The following is a 17,141-nucleotide window of genomic DNA, read 5'->3' on the forward strand; positions in this document are numbered from 1 at the left end:
ACTATTCCTATGGATCTCTATTGCGTAATGGGCAACCCGGTGGAGCACAGCAAATCGCCGTGGATTCATGCGCGCTTTGCCGAGCTGACCGGACAAGAGCTGCACTATGGCAAGCGACTGATCCCGCTGGACGGGTTTGCCACCGCAGTGCGCGCCTTTGTCGCAGAAGGCGGCCGTGGCTGCAACATCACCGTGCCGTTCAAGTTCGAAGCGGCGGCGCTGGCCACCCAGACCAGTGAACGCGCCACGCTGGCCCGGGCCTGCAACGTGTTGAGCTTCCAGGGTGGCGGCATCTTTGCCGACAACACCGATGGCGCGGGACTGGTCAATGACATCGAGCGCAACGCCGGTCTGGATTTGAGTGGCCGCCACCTGCTGCTGATCGGCGCCGGTGGCGCTGCCGCTGGCGTGCTGGGTCCGCTGCTCCAGGCGCGCCCCGCCAGCATCACCGTGGCCAACCGCACCCTGGCAAAAGCCCAAGACCTGGTGGCGCGCCATTTGGCCCTGGCTTCGCTACAAAAAACAGAGCTGCTCGCGCAGGATCTGCAAGGGCTGGCAGGCAATTTTGATGTGATCATCAACGCCACCGCCTCCAGCCTGAGCGGTGCTGGCGTGCCGGTGACGGCCCGCACCTTGAAGCCCGGCGCCCTGGCCTACGACATGATGTACGGGCCGGCGGCGCAGGATTTCATGAGCTGGGCGCGCGAGCACGGTGCCACCCCGCGTGACGGTCTGGGCATGCTGGTGGAGCAGGCGGCTGAGGCTTTTCGGATCTGGCGTGGCGTGCTGCCGCCCTCGCGACAGGTGCTGGCGGAGTTGCGCACTGTCATGGGGCCATCGTGAAGCCATTCTTGCGCTGGCTCGGCTTGCTAGCAGCTGCGGTGCTGGCGCTGCAGCTGTTCTTTGTGGTCCGCATCGCAGCCATGGCGGTGGTGGACCCGCAATCCACCGCTTTCGAGCGCTCGGAGGCATGGCGACTGCTGAATGAAAAAGGCACGCTGCGCTGGCGCCAGCAGTGGGTGGCCTATCCGCAGATCTCCAGCAACCTCAAGCGGGCCGTCATCGCCAGTGAGGATGATGGCTTTGCCTACCATGAGGGGGTGGACTGGGACGCCCTGGAGAAGGCCTGGCAAAAGAATGCCCAGGCTGAAGCCCAGGTCGCAAAAGCACAGGCCGCCAAAAAACCAGGGGCAGCCCCGGCCAAAGGCAAACCGGCGGCCCGCCCGCCCAAGGTGGTGGGCGGCTCCACCATCACGCAACAGCTGGCAAAAAACCTGTTTCTTTCGGGCGAACGCACTCTGCTGCGCAAAGGCCAGGAGTTCGTGCTGACCCTGCTGCTGGAGGCCTTGCTGAGCAAGGAACGCATCCTGGAGATTTACCTGAACAGTGTCGAGTGGGGCGAGGGCGTCTTTGGCGCCGAGGCGGCGGCGCAGCATTACTTTCGCAAGCCAGCATCCAAGCTGAGCACCTATGAAGCCGCGCGGCTGGCCGTGATGCTGCCGCGCCCCAAGTACTTTGAAAAACTGCCCAACTCCAGCTACATTGCCGGACGCGCCGGCGTCATCGTCAACCGCCTGACGGACGCCGAATTGCCCTGACCTGGCGGCGCCGGCGCCGTCATCGTCCCTCTGTATCATCAACGCCATGCTTGCCAAGTTGATGGGTTACTTCCTGCTGGGCCTGGTCCGTGTCTTGACCGGCTCACAGGCACGCTGGTACGGCTGCCCGCCCAAGGCAGAGCAGCGCATCTACTTTGCCAACCACCAGAGCCATGCCGATCTGGTGATGATCTGGGCGGCGTTGCCCAAAGAGCTGCGCGCCCGCACCCGGGCCATCGCGGCCAAGGATTACTGGACCAAGACCCCCTTCAAGCAATGGCTTACCACGGCCGTGTTCAACGTCATCTATGTATCGCGCGACCGCAGCGCCGAGGAGGACCCGCTGGAGCCCCTCTTTGAGGCGCTGGACAACGGCGACTCCATCATCCTGTTCCCGGAAGGCACGCGCGGCAACGCCGAGGAGCCGCAGCCCTTCAAGGCCGGGCTGTACAACCTGGCCGTCAGGTTCCCCAACGTCGAGCTGGTGCCGGCCTGGATCAACAATGTGCAGCGCGTCATGCCCAAGGGCGAGGTGCTGCCAGTGCCGGTGCTGTGCTCGGTGACATTCGGCGCGCCGATTCACCTGATGGCGGGTGAAGAGCGTCGTGCCTTTCTGGACCGGGCACGCACTGCCGTCATCGCCCTGCGGGACGTCTGAGCGGACGAATCAGCGCCATGTACCACTACCTGAAAAACCTCAGCGCCACCGAGCAGGTCGGCGCCCTCTTCATCATCGTGTTTGGCCTCCTGCTGCTGGCCAGCATCGCCGCGGTGTTGATGTCCTTGCGCGAGTTCGACGAGACGGAGGCGTCCTCGCAGCGGCGCAACGACCTGCACAATTTTGAGGGCGTGCTGCGGACCAGCTGGTTCATGGTGTTTGTGTTCTGGATTGGCTGGCTGTCCGGCGACTGGGTGGCTCTCGCGCTGTTTGGCTTCGTGTCGTTTTTCGCGCTGCGCGAATTCATGACCCTGTCGCCCACCCGACGCGGTGACCATCGCAGCCTGGTGCTGGCTTTTTTTGGCGTGCTGCCCATCCAGTACTGGCTGGTGGGCACCGAGCACTTTGACCTGTTCACGGTGTTCATTCCGGTCTATGTGTTTCTGGCGATTCCGGTGACCAGCGCACTGGCCAATGACCCGCAGCGCTTTCTGGAGCGCAACGCCAAGCTGCAGTGGGGCATCATGGTGTGCATCTACGGCATGAGCCATGTGCCGGCCCTGCTGCTGCTGGACTTTCCCGACTACGACAACAAGAGCGCCTTCCTGGTCTTCTTTCTGGTGCTGGTGGTGCAGACCTGCATGATCGCCCAGCACCTGGCGTCGCGCCGACTGCGCCGGGCGCCTGCTGCACCCAACATCAGCCACAGCTTCAACTGGCCCAGCTGGTGGATTGGCATTGCAGTGGGCAGTGTCCTGGGCACCCTGCTGGCGGGCATCACCCCCTTTGTGCCGGGCCAGGCCTTCGCGATGTCGTTTGTAGCCTGCGTGGCCGGGTCGCTGGGACATCTGGTGATGAAAGCGCTCAAGCGCGACCGCGGCATCCCGATCTGGCGCGGCCAGGGCACGGCGGTCACCGGCGCGGGCGGCCTGCTGGACCGGGTCGATGCGCTGTGCTTTGCCGCGCCCGTCTTCTTTCATTCGGTTCGATGGTATTTTGGCCTCTAGTCCCCGTATTCATTGCGCAATGCGCTATTAAACTTATAGCAAATGAGAATCCTTGGCATTGACCCCGGCCTGCGTACCACCGGCTTTGGCGTGATTGATGTGGACGGCTCGGCGCTGACCTACGTGGCCAGCGGCACCATCAGCACCATGCATCTGGACAAGGGCCAATTGCCGGCACGGCTCAAGGTGCTGTTTGACGGCATCCGCGAAGTGGTCGGGCGCTACGAGCCGGACGCGGCCTCGGTGGAAATCGTCTTCGTCAACGTCAATCCGCAATCCACTTTGTTGCTGGGACAGGCGCGCGGCGCCTGCGTCACGGCGCTGGTGCATTCTGATCTGCCGGTGGCCGAATACACCGCACTGCAGATGAAGCAGGCCGTGGTGGGCTATGGCCGCGCCGAGAAGACCCAGATTCAGGAGATGGTGCGCCGCCTGCTGACCCTGCCCGGCCTGCCCGGCCCGGACGCGGCCGACGCGCTGGGCCTGGCAATCACCCATGCCCATGCGGGCTCGGCCCTGGCGCGGCTGGCGCAGGCGGATGGGGTCATTGGCACCGGCAGTGGCAAATACAGGGCGGGGCGCAGCCGGTAAGGGCACCGGTGCATCTCCAAAACTCAACCGACCGCCACGCCCGATGGACGACGCCGCGCCCGCTTCAATGCGTGATCACCACCAGCACGCTGCACGGGGCGTGTTCGATCAGGGCCTTGGAGACGGAGCCGCGCCACCAACGAGCCGCCCATCCGTCCAGATGCTTGTGGCCGACCACGATCAGGTCGGCCTCGATCGCACGGGCATAGCGCACAATTTCGTGCACCGCATCCCCAATCACGACTTCGCCGCGTGCGCTCAGTCCGGCATCAGCCAGCCTGCGCACGCCGGCATCAAGAATTGTCTGGTAGCGCTTCTTCTCGCTTTCCCGCAGCGTCTCGCTGTACACGCCACTCTCAGGCCCAATGGTGGTCAGGGGCAGCGGCATCACTGCAATGAGCGTCAGCTCGGCATGGCTCCACTGCGCAATTTCATGGCAGTCCAGCAAGGCCTGTTGTCCAGGGGCGGAGCCATCGTAGGCGAGCAAGATTCGTTTGTACATGACACACTTTCCGGCGCTGCTATTGGCACCTACTCCAGCGTGAAGCCGATCTTCAGGGACACCTGCCAGTGCGCCACCTTGCCATCGACCACATGGCCCCGGGTCTCGGTAACGGTGAACCACTGGATATTCCGCACCGTTTCGTGCGCCTTGGCGATGGCGGTGCTCACGGCATCTTCAATACTGACGCTGGAGGAGCCGGTCAGTTCCAGCTGCTTGTAGACATGGTTGCTCATCGTTTTGCTCCCAGGAGTTGATCCGTTTGCCGGATCAAATACTACGCCTTTTGCGCTGGAACTTCAAACATCAGGACCTGCGGTGCCCCTTCACTGACCGCCACGAGACGCCGTTTCAGGCAATGCGCTCCAGGATCAGCACCGCAAAAAAACCAAACGCGGCAATCAGCGTCCACTTGAGGGTGAGCAACCCGTAGCGCTTGAAGCGGGCCTGGCCAGTGGCCGCAAAAAACGCAAAGCACACCACGGCACCCAGCAGCAGCAAGAGAATGAGCCAGCGAAAGAGCAGCATGGGTTCAGGTCGGGCTACCAGGCGCGCGCCAGTTGCGCGAACCCCCTGGGTGCCTGCTTCTCGTCTTCAAAGGTCACCACTTCCCACGCATCGGTGCGTGACAGCAGTTCGCGCAGCAGCTTGTTGTTCAGCGCGTGGCCGGAGCGACGCGCACTGTAGCTGGCCAGCATGGGCTTGCCCACCAGATAGAGGTCACCCATGGCGTCGAGGATCTTGTGTTTGACGAACTCGTCGTCGTAACGCAGACCCTCGGCATTCAACACCTTGTAGTCGTCCATCACGATGGCGTTGTCCAGCCCGCCACCCAGGGCCAGGCCGTTGGCACGCATCATCTCCACATCTTTGGTGAATCCGAAGGTGCGGGCACGGGCGATGTCCTTGGAATAGGAGTCGGTGCTCATGTCGAACACCACGCGCTGGCCGGTGGCATCGACGGCCGGGTGATCAAAGTCGATCTCAAAGCTGAGCTTGTAGCCATGGTAGGGCTCCAGCCGGGCCCACTTCTCGGACGCGCCCTCACCTTCACGCACTTCGACCGGCTTGGTCAGACGGATGAAGCGGCGCGGGGCATTTTGCAGTTCGATACCGGCGCTTTGCAGCAGAAACACGAACGACGCCGCCGAGCCGTCCAGAATGGGAACCTCTTCGGCCGTGATGTCCACGTACAAATTGTCGACGCCCAATCCGGCGCAGGCCGACATCAGATGCTCCACCGTGTGCACCTTCGCACCGCCGGCGGAAATCGTGGAGGCCAGCCGCGTGTCCGTCACGGCCAATGCCGAGATCGGAATGTCCACCGGCTCGGGCAGGTCGACCCGCCGGAACACGATGCCGGTGTCAGGCTGCGCGGGCCGCAGGGTGAGCTCCACCCGCTGGCCGCTGTGCAGCCCGACGCCAACGGCGCGGGTCAGGGACTTGAGGGTACGTTGTTTCAGCACAGTCGCCATTTTAGAAGTTACCTGCCTTGGCTGGCGCGAGGGCAATTCCCCGCCGCGCCGCCCCAAGGGGAATTAGCCCCCTCGGGGGGCAGCGCAATACGCGAAGCGACAAGCGTGGGGGCTATATCAATCTGCCTGTTTCCGCAGGAAAGCCGGGATTTCGAAGTCGTCCATCCCCCCGCTGGCCAGCGCATCCACCTTGGCCGCGGCCTGCGTGCGGTCACGGGTACGCCAGACGCTGGGCGTCGCCATCGAGTGGTAGTCAGGCTGGGTCATGCCGGACGGCGCACCTGAGGCGGAAACCGAGCCGCCCACCTGCATGTTCATCGTAGGCACGTGAAAGGGCACGTTGTCGGTGCCGGTGCGCAGCACCTGCAGCGGTGGCGCCGTGCGGCGGGCGCCCTGGCGGCTCAGGCCGGTGGCCACCACGGTGACGCGGATCTCGTCGCCCAGGTTGTCGTCGTAGGCGGTGCCGTAAATGACATGGGCATCGGGTGAGGCATAAGCACGAATCGTGTTCATGGCCAGCTTGGACTCGCTGAGTTTCAGGGAGCCTTTGGCAGCGGTGATCAGCACCAGCACGCCCTTGGCACCCGAGAGGTCAATGCCTTCGAGCAGGGGGCAGGCCACCGCCTGCTCAGCCGCAATGCGCGCGCGGTCAGGACCGGAGGCCACAGCCGTGCCCATCATGGCTTTGCCGGGCTCGCCCATCACGGTGCGCACGTCTTCAAAGTCGACGTTCACGTGGCCAGGCACATTGATGATCTCGGCGATGCCGCCGACAGCGTTTTTCAGCACATCGTTGGCATGGGCAAAGGCCTCGTCCTGGGTCACGTCGTCGCCCAGCACTTCAAGCAGCTTCTCGTTGAGCACCACGATCAGCGAGTCGACATTCGCCTCCAGCTCGGCCAGGCCACTGTCGGCGTTGGTCATGCGGCGCCCGCCTTCGAAATCAAACGGTTTGGTCACCACGCCCACCGTCAGAATGCCCATTTCGCGGGCCACGCGGGCAATGACAGGCGCCGCGCCCGTGCCCGTGCCGCCGCCCATGCCGGCCGTGATGAACAGCATGTGCGCGCCTTCGATGGCCGCGCGAATGTCGTCCACAGCCAGCTCAGCGGCTTCACGCCCCTTGTCGGGTTTGCTGCCGGCGCCCAGGCCGCTGGTGCCGAGTTGAATGGTCTGGTGCGCATCGCTGCGGCTCAGGGCCTGTGCGTCGGTATTGGCGCAGATGAACTGCACGCCCTGCACTGCGCAGTCGATCATGTGGCCCACGGCGTTGCCGCCGCCGCCACCGACGCCGATCACCTTGATCTGGGTGCCCTGGTTAAACGCTTCTTCTTCAATCATTTCGATAGGCATTTTCTTCTCCTTGAGTTTCAAATAGTTGGCAGTTGCCGAAAGTGGTTGGGATCATTTTTGGGTCACATGGCGATGGCGGATCGGTGCATCGCCATCGCCAGTGCGGGCTTTCCCGTGCGAGCCAGAGTTTGGATTGCATGGTCAGAAGTTCCCCACAAACCAGTCCTTGACCTGGCCGAAAGCGGTTTTCATGGAGCCGTTTTTTTGCGCCACCTTGAAGCCGCGCAGGCGCGCCATGCGGGCCTCTTCAAGCAAACCCATGACGGTGGCCGCGCGGGGCTGGGCCACCATGTCGGACAGCGCGCTGGAGTACTTGGGAATGCCACGACGCACCGGCTTGAGGAAGATGTCTTCGCCCAGTTCCACCATGCCGGGCATGATGCAGCTGCCCCCCGTGAGCACAATGCCGCTGGACAGCATTTCCTCAAAGCCGGACTCGCGCAGGATCTGGTGCACCAGGGAAAAGATCTCTTCGACTCGCGGCTCAATGACCCCAGCCAGCGCCTGGCGGCTCAGCATGCGTGGGCCGCGATCGCCGAGGCCGGGAACCTCGACCTGGGAGTCAGGGTCGGCCAGCAACTGCTTGGCATAGCCGCTCTCGACCTTGATCTCTTCAGCGTCCTTGGTCGGTGTGCGCAGCGCCATCGCAATGTCGCTGGTGATCAGGTCGCCGGCAATCGGAATGACAGCGGTATGGCGAATGGCGCCGTTGGTGAAGATCGCCACGTCGGTGGTGCCCGCGCCAATGTCCACCAGGGCCACGCCCAGCTCACGCTCGTCTTCGGTCAGCACCGACAGGCTGCTGGCGAGCGGATTGAGCATGAGCTGCTCAACCTCCAGGCCACAGCGGCGCACGCACTTGATGATGTTCTCGGCCGCGCTTTGCGCGCCGGTCACGATATGGACCTTGGCTTCAAGACGGATGCCGCTCATGCCGACGGGCTCCTTCACGTCCTGGCCGTCAATGATGAACTCCTGCGGCTCCACCAGCAGCAGGCGCTGGTCGGTCGAGATGTTGATGGCTTTGGCGGTTTCCACCACGCGCGCCACGTCGGCGGCGGTCACCTCGCGGTCCTTGATGGCCACCATGCCGTGCGAGTTGATGCCCCGGATGTGGCTGCCGGTGATGCCGGTGTAGACCCGGGTGATCTTGCAGTCGGCCATCAGCTCGGCCTCCTTCAGCGCCTGCTGGATGCTTTGCACCGTGGCGTCGATGTTCACCACCACGCCGCGCTTGAGGCCGTTGCTGGGCGCAATGCCCAGCCCGGCGAGCTTGAGCTCACCATTGGGCAGCACTTCGGCCACCACCACCATCACTTTGGCGGTGCCAATGTCCAGCCCTACGACCAGATCTTTGTATTCTTTCGCCATATGTTCACCTGTTGCTTCTATTGCCGCTGTCCAACTACTTTTTCTGCACTTCCGCCGCCAGCGTGGTCACGCCCCGCAAGCGGATGGCATATCCGTCTTCATGCCGTAAATCTGCCGTCTCCAGGGCGTCCGGCTGTCGTCCATAGTGCGCCGTCACCTGGGTTAGCGTCTTGAGGAATCGTTGCGTGCGGGCCAGCACCTCGTCCGTCGAGCCGCCGCCGAGTTCCAGCGCAGCGCCGTTATCCAGCCGTGCGCGCCAGCCGCCGTGACCGGTTTGCTCAAGGTGCTCCAAGTCCATCTCCATCGCTTCAAACAGTGGCTGTAGCGTCTGGTACATGGAGAGCACCTGCGCGGCCTGGCCATCCGGGCCGTTCAGCCGGGGCAAAGCCTCCTGCTCGACCTCGCCCACATTGGCTTCAAACACTTCGCCAAAACTGTTGACCAGCCGGGACTCGCCCTCGACTCCCCAATACGCCACCGCCTGATGCTCCTGCAGGAGCACCTTCAGGCGATTGGGGAACTCGCGACGCACCACCGCCTGGCGGACCCAGGGCACTGATTCAAAGGCGAGCCGGGCGCGGGTGAGATCCATCGTAAAAAAAGTGCCATTCAGCCGGGGCGCCACATTGGCCCGCAGGGTGACGGCATTGTTGTGCGTCACCTCGCCGGACACCGAGATGCCACGTATGGCAAACATGGGATGACGCGAGGCCCACCCCGTTACCGCAGCCACGACCATCAACGCAAACGCCACGAACAGGGCCGATGCCGTCATGTTCATGAGTTTCACGTCAACGGGCATGGACAGGGTTTCTTTCATGACGAGACCCCTGCCTGGCCCGACGGCCCGTTGCCGGCGTCAGTGCTTGTCGCCGCGTAGTCCAGCGTGGCATGCCGCAACACCTCCACACACAGCGCCGGATAGCTGATGCCGGTCGCCTTGGCGGCCATGGGTACCAGCGAGTGCCCGGTCATGCCAGGCGAGGTATTGATCTCCAGCAGGTAGGGGGTGCGCGTGCCGGCATCAATCATCACATCGGCACGGGCCCAACCGCGGCAGCCGAGCACCCGATAGGCCTTGAGCACCAACGCTTGAATGGCCTCCTCTTCACCCGCCGGCAGGCCGCACGGCACCAGATACTGCGTGGTGTCGGTGAAGTATTTGTTCTGGTAGTCGTAGTTGCCTTCAGGCGCCACGATGCGGATCACTGGCAGCGCCCGGGCAGTCGCGCCAGTGCCCAGGACCGCAATGGTCACCTCATCGCCACTGACAAACTGTTCACACAGTACTTCGGTGTCATGCTGCGCCGCCAGCGCGTACGCGGCAGCACACTGCTCCAGTGCGGTGACCTTGGTCAGCCCAATCGTGGAGCCTTCGCGCGCGGGTTTCACGATCATGGGGCTGCCCAATTCGGCCAGGGCCTGGGCGGTGGCTGCCGCACTGTCCACCTGGTGCCACGCCGGCGTGGGCAGGCCCTCGGCACGCCAGATGCGTTTGGTCATGACCTTGTCAATGGCGATGCTGGAGGCCATCACGCCCGAGCCGGTGTAGGGAATGCCCAGCAACTCCAGGGCGCCCTGCACCGTGCCGTCTTCACCAAAGCGGCCATGCAATGCGATGAAGCACCGCGCAAAGCCGTCGCGTTTGAGCTCGGCCAGGTCCCGCTGCGCGGGGTCGAAGGCATGGGCATCCACCCCTTGCGAGATCAGGGCCTGCAGCACGCCCTGGCCCGACATGAGGGAGACTTCCCGCTCCGCGGACGCTCCGCCCATGAGCACGGCGACCTTGCCAAAATTTATATCAGAATGACTCATAGCCCTCGTGTTTCCTGCGGTAGTTGCTCTGAATTTTGTAGCATCTCAAGAATCTTCCCGGGCACGGCGCCAATGGAGCCCGCGCCCATGCACAGCACCACGTCACCCGCCCGGGCGTTGTCAAGAATGGCCTGCGGCATGTCGACGATGTCATCGACAAAGACCGGTTCGATGCGACCGGCCACGCGCAGGGAACGCGCCAGGCTGCGGCCGTCCGCCGCCACAATCGGTGCCTCACCGGCGGCGTACACCTCGGCCAGCAAGACCGCATCGGCCTGTCCAATCACCTTGACGAAGTCCTCGAAACAGTCGCGCGTGCGGGTGTAGCGATGCGGCTGGAACGCCAGCACCAGACGCCGATCTGGAAAAGCGCCGCGTGCTGCCGCCAGGGTGGCCGCCATTTCAACCGGGTGGTGGCCGTAGTCGTCCACCAGCGTGAAGTCGCCGCCGTCGCGCGCTGCCACCTCGCCGTAGCGCTGGAAGCGCCGGCCCACCCCCTTGAAATCAGCGAGTGCCTTCTGGACCGCAAGGTCGGGCACGTTCAGCTCCACCGCCACCGCAATCGCCGACAGGGCATTGAGCACGTTGTGTCGACCCGGCAGGTTCAGCACCACCGGGAGGTCCGGCAGCACGACGCCATTGCGACGCTGCACGGTGAAGTGCATTTGTCCATCCACCGCGCGCACGGCCACGGCCCGTACTTCGGCCCCCTCGTCAAAGCCATAGCTCGTGATCGGACAGGTGACTTGCGGCACGATCTCGCGCACGGCGGCGTCGTCGGTGCACAGGATGGCCGTGCCATAGAAAGGCATGCGGTGCAGGAAATCAACGAACGCCTGCTTGAGGCGGCCAAAGTCGTGGCCGTAGGTCTCCATGTGGTCGGCGTCGATATTGGTCACCACCGCCATCACTGGCAACAGGTTCAGGAACGAGGCGTCCGACTCGTCGGCTTCCACCACGATGTAGTCACCCTGCCCGAGGCGGGCATTGGCCCCCGCGCTGTTGAGTCGCCCGCCGATGACAAAGGTGGGATCCAGCCCCGCTTCCGCCAGCACGCTGGCGACCAGGCTGGTGGTGGTGGTCTTGCCGTGGGTGCCGGCGATGGCGATGCCCTGCTTCAGCCGCATGAGTTCGGCCAGCATGAGCGCGCGCGGCACCACGGGGATGCGCTTCTCGCGGGCCGCAAGCACTTCAGGGTTGTCCGCTTGCACGGCGGTTGAAATAACCACTGCGTCCGCACCGGACACGTTGGCGGCCACATGACCCACATGGGTCTGGATGCCCAGGCTGGCGAGGCGCTTCAAGGTAGCGCTCTCCGCCAGGTCGGAACCCGAAATGGTGTAGCCCAGATTGAACAGCACTTCGGCGATGCCTGACATGCCGACGCCGCCAATGCCCACAAAATGAATATGGCGCACAGCATGTTTCATTGACTCAACTCCTCGCATGCGGCCACGATCTTCGCGGTCGCGTCAATTCTTTCCAGTTTTTTGGCCTGTAGAGCGCACGCGAGCAGCGTCGAACGCTCTGTTTTTTGTAGCATGGCGGCAAGCCACTCGGGCGTCAGCTCATGCTGGGGCACCAGCCAGCCCGCACCCTGGTCGACCAGAAACCGCGCGTTGGTGGTCTGGTGGTCGTCCACGGCAGACGGAAAGGGCACGAACAGGGCCGCCGCGCCCACTGCCGCCAGTTCCGTCACGGTGCTGGCACCGGCACGGCAGATCACCAGATCGGCATCGGCAAAGGCTTGCGCGGTGTCATCAATGAAAGGCGTGAGTTCCGCCTGCACACCTGCGGCGGTGTAGTTGGCGCGCAGGGCGTCGATCTGGGCGGCGCCGCTCTGGTGGATGACCACCGGGCGTTGGCCTGGTGGTATGAGGGCCAGCGCACGCGGCACGATGTCGTTCAGGGCACGTGCGCCCAGGCTGCCCCCGACCACCAGCACGCGCAAGGGTCCGCTGCGCGCGGCAAAACGGGTGGCCGGCTCGGCACCCCCGATGAAGGCGGGACGCAAGGGGTTGCCCACCCAGTGCCCGTTTTTCATGACATTGGGGAAAGCGGTAAAGATGCGCTTGGCCACTGACGCCAGTACCTTGTTGGCCATGCCGGGAACTGAGTTCTGTTCGTGCAGGATCAGCGGCCTGCCCAGCAAGACGCTCATTATGCCGGCCGGGAACGTGATGTAGCCGCCCAGCCCCACCACCACATCAGGCTTGACGCGGCGCAGCACCTGAATGCTCTGCCAGCAAGCCCGCAGCAGGCGCCAGGGCAACATGACCAGAGTCCTGAACCCCTTGCCACGCACACCCGAGAAGTCAAGCGCTTCAAAAGGAAACCCCTGGGGCGGCACCAACCGGCTTTCCATGCTCGGCTGCGACGCGCTGCCCGAGCCGCCGAGCCAGTGCACCCGCCAGCCGCGCTCACGCAAAGCCTGTGCCACGGCCAGGCCCGGGAAGATATGGCCGCCGGTGCCGCCGGCCATAACGAGCGCACAGCGGGGTGACGATGCTGCGCTCATACCCGGCCTCCGTGCATCAGGGTGCGGTTTTCGTAGTCAATGCGCAATACGACAGCCAGGGCCACCATGTTGACGAGAATGGCCGAGCCACCGTAACTCATCAGCGGCAAGGTCAACCCTTTGGTGGGCAGCGCCCCCAGGTTCACACCCATGTTGATGAAGGCCTGGAACCCCATCCAGATGCCCACGCCCTGCGCCACCAGCCCGGCAAATACCCGGTCCAGCGCAATGGCCTGACGCCCGATGTGCATCATGCGGCGGGTCAGCCAGAGGAACAGGCCAATGACGCAGACGACACCTACCAGGCCGAACTCTTCCCCGATGACGGCCAGCAGAAAATCGGTGTGGGCCTCGGGCAGCCAGTGCAGTTTCTCGACGCTGCCGCCCAGGCCGACGCCAAAAATCTCGCCGCGCCCAATGGCAATCAGCGAATGGGTGAGCTGGTAGCCTTTGGCCAGTGCGTTCTTCTCGCTCCAGGGGTCGAGGTAGGCAAAGATGCGCTCGCGCCGCCAGTCGCTCAGGGCAATCATCAGCCCGAAAGCGACCACCAGCACGGTGGCGATCAGGAAGAACATGCGGGCATTGACGCCGCCCAGGAACAGGATGCCCATGGCAATGACGGCGATCACCATGAAGGCGCCCATATCAGGCTCGGCCAGCAGCAGCATTCCGACCACCGCCACGGCGACACCCATGGGCGCCACCGCACGGAAAAAACGCTCTTTGACGTCCATCTTGCGCACCATGTAGTCCGCCGCGTATAGCAGCACGGCGAATTTCGCCAGCTCGGAGGGCTGGAAACTCAGAGGCCCCAGGGAAATCCAGCGACGCGCACCATAGACCACCTTGCCGACATGCGGTATCAAGACCGCGGCCAACAGGACCAGGGACACCACAAACAGCCAGGGCGCCGCCTTTTCCCAGGTCGCCACCGGCACCTGAAAAGCCAGCAGCGCCGCAACAAAAGAGATGGCCAGCCACATCAGATGGCGCGTCAGGAAATAGGTATGGGTGTACTTGGCGAACCTCGGGTTTTCCGGCATCGCAATCGACGCCGAGTACACCATCACCAGCCCCCAGGCCAGCAATGCCACCGTGACCCAGACCAGCGCCTGGTCAAATCCGGTCTCACGCGTCGGAACACTGCCAGTGGCTGCGCGCCGCGTCGCGCCCAGGCGCACGGGCAGGACATCCCCCGCCGGCTTGGTCAGGGCCGCGAACCATCCCGACAGGCGCTGGCTTAGTCCACTCACAGACCGCCCTCCATCTGAACGCCTGCCGAACTGGCCAGTTCGCTGACCGCATCAATGAACACCTGGGCGCGGTGTTCGTAGTTGTCGAACATGTCAAAACTGGCGCAGGCCGGCGACATCAGCACGGCATCCCCGGCGTGCGCCAGCCGGTTGGCCTGAGCCACCGCCTCCACCATGGACGCCGCATCCACCAGCGGCACGCCGCAGGCCTCCAGCGCGGCCCGAATCTGCGGGGCGTCGCGCCCGATCAGCACCACCGCGCGCGCATAGCGTGACACCGGCTCGGCCAGCGGCGAGAAGTCCTGCCCCTTGCCTTCGCCGCCCATGATGGCGATCACCTTGCGATCAGCGCCCAGGCCACTGAGGGCTGCCACAGTGGCGCCCACATTGGTGCCTTTGCTGTCGTCAAAGAATTCCACCCCGTTGAGGATGCCGATTGGCTCCACCCGGTGCGGCTCGCCCCGGTACTCGCGCAGGCCATAGAGCATCGGACCCAGGGCGCAATCCGCCGCCGTGGCGAGTGCCAACGCCGCCAGCGCGTTGACTGCGTTGTGCCGTCCCCGGATACGCAAGGCATCGGCGGGTATCAGGCGCTGGATGTGAATCTCTTCCTGCGCCTCGTTGCGTTTGCGCCGGGTCTCATCAGCCTCGAGGGCTCGCACCAGCCACACCATGCCATTGACCTGCTCGATGCCGAAGTCGCCAGGACGCTGCGGCATGTCGCCCCCGAACGTGACATAGGGGCGCACGACCGGGCGCTGCAGTTTCACTCTGACGGGTTCAGGCAGCATCGCCATGACCAGCGGGTCTTCCCGATTGAGCACCATCAGGCCCTGCTGGCCAAAGATGTTCGCCTTGGCGCTGGCATAGGCCGCCATGCTGCCATGCCAGTCCAGGTGGTCCTGCGTGACGTTGAGCACCGCGGCAGCGGTGGGCTCAAAACCTTGCACGCCATCGAGCTGGAAACTGGACAACTCAAGCACCCAGACCGCAGGCAGGGTGCCCGCATCGATGTGAGCGGCCAGCGTGTCCAGGAGCGTGGGGCCGATATTGCCGGCCACCGCCACCGTTTTGCCCGCATGAGCGATCAGTTGCCCCGTGAGCGATGTGACCGTGGTCTTGCCATTGGTGCCGGTGATGGCCAGGACCGCGGGCGCATAGCCCTGCGAGGTCCGCAGCGCCTGCAAGGCCATGGCGTACAAACTCAATTCGGCCCCCACAAGAATACCCACTGCACGGGCCGCCATGACGACCGGCGCCACCGCTTCGGGACTCAGGCCCGGCGAGCGGTACACCGCCTGCAGCCCCTGCCCCTCGACCAGTGCCGCATCGAACGCCCCGGACACAAAGCGCACCTGGGGCAGTTCCTGTTGCAGCACGGGCAGCTGCGGCGGCGCAGCGCGCGTGTCTGCCACCGTAACGGCAGCCGCACCGCAACGCACACACCAGCGCGCCATCGCCAGACCGGAAGCACCCAGGCCCAGAATCAGAATGCTCTGGCCCTGCAGGGGCAAGAAATCCGCGCATGGCTGGTCCTGAGGTGCAGCGTTTTGCGCCAACACTTGCCCAGGCACGTCTTCCGATACGGTGGGCCCAGGCTCTGCCTGCACAGACGCTTGCTCGGGCGCGCTCACTTCGACAAACATCCGGGCCACAAAGGCCGCTGCATCGCGCGCCGCCGTCAGGGTGGTGGGCTGAACGTTTGAAAGGGGAGGAGAAGCAGCTTCGACCGGCACCGCCGCTGACTGCGCGTGCGCCTCCACCGCAGCCTCGGGAGGCCGCATGGATTCTTCGCCAGGAACGAGCGGGTCGTGCGGATTCATCTCAGCTTCAAGGTTGACAGGCCAACCAGGCACAGCAGCATGGTGATGATCCAGAAACGAACCACGACCTGGGTCTCTTTCCAGCCGCTTTTCTCGAAGTGGTGATGCAGCGGGGCCATCTTCAAAATGCGGCGCCCTTCACCGTACTTCTTCTTGGTGTATTTGAAGTACGTCACCTGCAGCATGACGGACAAGGCTTCCACCACGAAGATGCCGCCCATGATGGCCAGCACGATTTCCTGGCGTACGATCACCGCGATCGTGCCCAAAGCGGCGCCCAGTGCCAGGGCACCCACGTCGCCCATGAACACCTGGGCTGGATGGGTGTTGAACCACAGAAATGCCAGACCCGCCCCGGCCATGGCCGCGCAGAAGATCAGCAATTCACCGGCCCCCGGAATGTGCGGGAAAAACAGGTATTTGGAATAGACGGCGCTGCCAGTTACATACGCAAAAATACCCAGCGCCGAACCGACCATCACGACCGGCATGATGGCCAGACCATCCAGGCCATCGGTGAGGTTCACGGCGTTGCTGGAGCCGACGATGACAAGGTAGGTCAGGATGACAAAGCCCAGCACGCCAAGCGGATAGCTGACTTCCTTGAAGAAGGGCAGCATCAGGCCGGCCTTGGGCGGCAGGCTCATGTCAAAACCCGACTGCACCCATTTCATGAACAGCTCCAGCACGCGCAGATTGGAGCTCTCGGAAATACTGAACACCAGGTACAACGCTGCCACGAGGCCGATGAGCGATTGCCAGAAATACTTCTCCCGTGAGCGCATGCCCTCGGGGTCCTTGTGCACCACCTTGCGCCAGTCGTCAACCCAGCCGATCGCACCAAAACCCAGTGTGACCAGCAGCACGATCCACACGAACCGGTTGCTCAGGTCAAACCAAAGAAGCGTGGAGACGGCGATGCACAGCAAGATCAGCACCCCGCCCATGGTGGGTGTGCCACTCTTGCTCATGTGCGAAGCCATGCCATAGCCACGAATGGGCTGGCCAATCTTCAGCTCGGCGAGACGGCGAATGACAAAAGGCCCGGCCACCAGCCCCATCAACAGCGCCGTCAGCGCGGCCATCACGGCACGGAAGGTCAGGTACTGGAACACCCGGAAGAATCCGAATTCGGGCGACAGTGACTGAAGCCACTGGGCAAGGCTCAAAAGCATTG

General features: G+C 63.9%; 18 protein-coding genes. 5 read left to right on the forward strand and 13 right to left on the reverse strand.

What is annotated here, in order from left to right; genetic code table 11:
* The first annotated feature begins 9 nt into the window (after positions 1 to 9).
* From aroE to ruvC, 5 genes are read left to right on the forward strand one after another with little or no spacing between them, the layout of a single operon-like run.
* Entirely contained in the window at positions 10 to 843 is an 834-nt protein-coding gene (gene aroE, locus Q7T10_RS15320; RefSeq protein ID WP_304749934.1) for a shikimate dehydrogenase, read from the forward strand.
* Complete coding sequence (locus tag Q7T10_RS15325; RefSeq protein WP_304749936.1) at positions 840 to 1,598, forward strand: transglycosylase domain-containing protein; 759 nt, start codon at positions 840 to 842, stop codon at positions 1,596 to 1,598. The genes aroE and Q7T10_RS15325 overlap by 4 nt, the downstream gene beginning before the upstream one ends.
* A 46-nt stretch (positions 1,599 to 1,644) precedes the next feature.
* Entirely contained in the window at positions 1,645 to 2,256 is a 612-nt protein-coding gene (locus tag Q7T10_RS15330; protein ID WP_304749938.1) for a 1-acyl-sn-glycerol-3-phosphate acyltransferase, read from the forward strand.
* Between the two features lie 17 nt (positions 2,257 to 2,273).
* Positions 2,274 to 3,263, forward strand: coding sequence for a phosphatidate cytidylyltransferase (locus Q7T10_RS15335; RefSeq protein ID WP_304749941.1), 990 nt, complete (start codon positions 2,274 to 2,276; stop codon positions 3,261 to 3,263).
* 42 nt (positions 3,264 to 3,305) lie between these two features.
* Positions 3,306 to 3,854 (forward strand): crossover junction endodeoxyribonuclease RuvC, encoded by a 549-nt coding sequence (ruvC, locus tag Q7T10_RS15340; protein WP_304749943.1) that lies wholly within the window; start codon positions 3,306 to 3,308, stop codon positions 3,852 to 3,854.
* Between the two features lie 64 nt (positions 3,855 to 3,918).
* Here the strand turns inward: ruvC and Q7T10_RS15345 are convergent, their stop codons facing one another.
* The 13 genes from Q7T10_RS15345 to mraY form a co-directional block, all read right to left on the reverse strand.
* Positions 3,919 to 4,356 (reverse strand): universal stress protein, encoded by a 438-nt coding sequence (locus tag Q7T10_RS15345; RefSeq protein ID WP_304749946.1) that lies wholly within the window; start codon positions 4,354 to 4,356, stop codon positions 3,919 to 3,921.
* 29 nt (positions 4,357 to 4,385) lie between these two features.
* A complete protein-coding gene (locus tag Q7T10_RS15350) occupies positions 4,386 to 4,592 on the reverse strand; it encodes a dodecin (protein ID WP_304749949.1) in 207 nt (68 codons plus the stop codon).
* A gap of 115 nt (positions 4,593 to 4,707) precedes the next feature.
* On the reverse strand, positions 4,708 to 4,884 hold the full coding sequence (locus Q7T10_RS15355) for a hypothetical protein (protein WP_304749952.1): 177 nt from the start codon (positions 4,882 to 4,884) through the stop codon (positions 4,708 to 4,710).
* A gap of 14 nt (positions 4,885 to 4,898) precedes the next feature.
* Positions 4,899 to 5,822, reverse strand: coding sequence for a UDP-3-O-acyl-N-acetylglucosamine deacetylase (lpxC, locus tag Q7T10_RS15360; RefSeq protein WP_304749953.1), 924 nt, complete (start codon positions 5,820 to 5,822; stop codon positions 4,899 to 4,901).
* Positions 5,823 to 5,948: 126 nt separating this feature from the next.
* Positions 5,949 to 7,184 carry a cell division protein FtsZ gene (gene ftsZ / locus Q7T10_RS15365; RefSeq protein WP_304749956.1) on the reverse strand — a complete coding sequence of 412 codons (1,236 nt, stop codon included), beginning with the start codon at positions 7,182 to 7,184 and terminating at the stop codon, positions 5,949 to 5,951.
* Positions 7,185 to 7,325: 141 nt separating this feature from the next.
* Positions 7,326 to 8,555: a cell division protein FtsA gene (gene ftsA, locus Q7T10_RS15370; RefSeq protein ID WP_304749959.1), complete on the reverse strand. Its 1,230-nt coding sequence runs from the start codon at positions 8,553 to 8,555 to the stop codon at positions 7,326 to 7,328.
* 34 nt (positions 8,556 to 8,589) lie between these two features.
* Positions 8,590 to 9,375: a cell division protein FtsQ/DivIB gene (locus Q7T10_RS15375; protein ID WP_304749961.1), complete on the reverse strand. Its 786-nt coding sequence runs from the start codon at positions 9,373 to 9,375 to the stop codon at positions 8,590 to 8,592.
* Positions 9,372 to 10,370, reverse strand: a complete 999-nt coding sequence (locus tag Q7T10_RS15380; protein WP_304749964.1) for a D-alanine--D-alanine ligase — start codon at positions 10,368 to 10,370, stop codon at positions 9,372 to 9,374. The genes Q7T10_RS15375 and Q7T10_RS15380 overlap by 4 nt, the downstream gene beginning before the upstream one ends.
* The gene (gene murC, locus Q7T10_RS15385; RefSeq protein WP_304749966.1) at positions 10,367 to 11,800 is read right to left on the reverse strand and encodes a UDP-N-acetylmuramate--L-alanine ligase; all 1,434 of its coding nucleotides are present in this window, start codon (positions 11,798 to 11,800) and stop codon (positions 10,367 to 10,369) included. The genes Q7T10_RS15380 and murC overlap by 4 nt, the downstream gene beginning before the upstream one ends.
* Positions 11,797 to 12,888: an undecaprenyldiphospho-muramoylpentapeptide beta-N-acetylglucosaminyltransferase gene (murG, locus tag Q7T10_RS15390; RefSeq protein WP_304749969.1), complete on the reverse strand. Its 1,092-nt coding sequence runs from the start codon at positions 12,886 to 12,888 to the stop codon at positions 11,797 to 11,799. Before murG ends, murC begins: the two co-directional genes overlap by 4 nt.
* Positions 12,885 to 14,141, reverse strand: coding sequence for a putative lipid II flippase FtsW (gene ftsW / locus Q7T10_RS15395; protein ID WP_304749972.1), 1,257 nt, complete (start codon positions 14,139 to 14,141; stop codon positions 12,885 to 12,887). The genes murG and ftsW overlap by 4 nt, the downstream gene beginning before the upstream one ends.
* The gene (gene murD, locus Q7T10_RS15400) at positions 14,138 to 15,964 is read right to left on the reverse strand and encodes a UDP-N-acetylmuramoyl-L-alanine--D-glutamate ligase (protein WP_370653783.1); all 1,827 of its coding nucleotides are present in this window, start codon (positions 15,962 to 15,964) and stop codon (positions 14,138 to 14,140) included. The genes ftsW and murD overlap by 4 nt, the downstream gene beginning before the upstream one ends.
* Positions 15,961 to 17,139: a phospho-N-acetylmuramoyl-pentapeptide-transferase gene (gene mraY / locus Q7T10_RS15405; RefSeq protein ID WP_304749975.1), complete on the reverse strand. Its 1,179-nt coding sequence runs from the start codon at positions 17,137 to 17,139 to the stop codon at positions 15,961 to 15,963. Before mraY ends, murD begins: the two co-directional genes overlap by 4 nt.
* Positions 17,140 to 17,141 lie beyond the last annotated feature (2 nt).

Source organism: Rhodoferax sp. (genome assembly GCF_030646845.1).
GTDB lineage: Bacteria > Pseudomonadota > Gammaproteobacteria > Burkholderiales > Burkholderiaceae_C > Rhodoferax.

Coding starts and splice junctions, on each gene's coding strand:
- aroE (WP_304749934.1), top strand. CDS start 10: ATGGATCTCTATTGCGTAATGGGCAACCCGGTGGAGCACAGCAAATCG.
- murG (WP_304749969.1), bottom strand. CDS start 12,888: ATGAGCGCAGCATCGTCACCCCGCTGTGCGCTCGTTATGGCCGGCGGC.
- ruvC (WP_304749943.1), top strand. CDS start 3,306: ATGAGAATCCTTGGCATTGACCCCGGCCTGCGTACCACCGGCTTTGGC.
- Q7T10_RS15335 (WP_304749941.1), top strand. CDS start 2,274: ATGTACCACTACCTGAAAAACCTCAGCGCCACCGAGCAGGTCGGCGCC.
- Q7T10_RS15355 (WP_304749952.1), bottom strand. CDS start 4,884: ATGCTGCTCTTTCGCTGGCTCATTCTCTTGCTGCTGCTGGGTGCCGTG.
- ftsZ (WP_304749956.1), bottom strand. CDS start 7,184: ATGCCTATCGAAATGATTGAAGAAGAAGCGTTTAACCAGGGCACCCAG.
- murD (WP_370653783.1), bottom strand. CDS start 15,964: ATGAATCCGCACGACCCGCTCGTTCCTGGCGAAGAATCCATGCGGCCT.
- Q7T10_RS15345 (WP_304749946.1), bottom strand. CDS start 4,356: ATGTACAAACGAATCTTGCTCGCCTACGATGGCTCCGCCCCTGGACAA.
- Q7T10_RS15330 (WP_304749938.1), top strand. CDS start 1,645: ATGCTTGCCAAGTTGATGGGTTACTTCCTGCTGGGCCTGGTCCGTGTC.
- Q7T10_RS15375 (WP_304749961.1), bottom strand. CDS start 9,375: ATGAAAGAAACCCTGTCCATGCCCGTTGACGTGAAACTCATGAACATG.
- mraY (WP_304749975.1), bottom strand. CDS start 17,139: ATGCTTTTGAGCCTTGCCCAGTGGCTTCAGTCACTGTCGCCCGAATTC.
- ftsA (WP_304749959.1), bottom strand. CDS start 8,555: ATGGCGAAAGAATACAAAGATCTGGTCGTAGGGCTGGACATTGGCACC.
- Q7T10_RS15380 (WP_304749964.1), bottom strand. CDS start 10,370: ATGAGTCATTCTGATATAAATTTTGGCAAGGTCGCCGTGCTCATGGGC.
- murC (WP_304749966.1), bottom strand. CDS start 11,800: ATGAAACATGCTGTGCGCCATATTCATTTTGTGGGCATTGGCGGCGTC.
- Q7T10_RS15350 (WP_304749949.1), bottom strand. CDS start 4,592: ATGAGCAACCATGTCTACAAGCAGCTGGAACTGACCGGCTCCTCCAGC.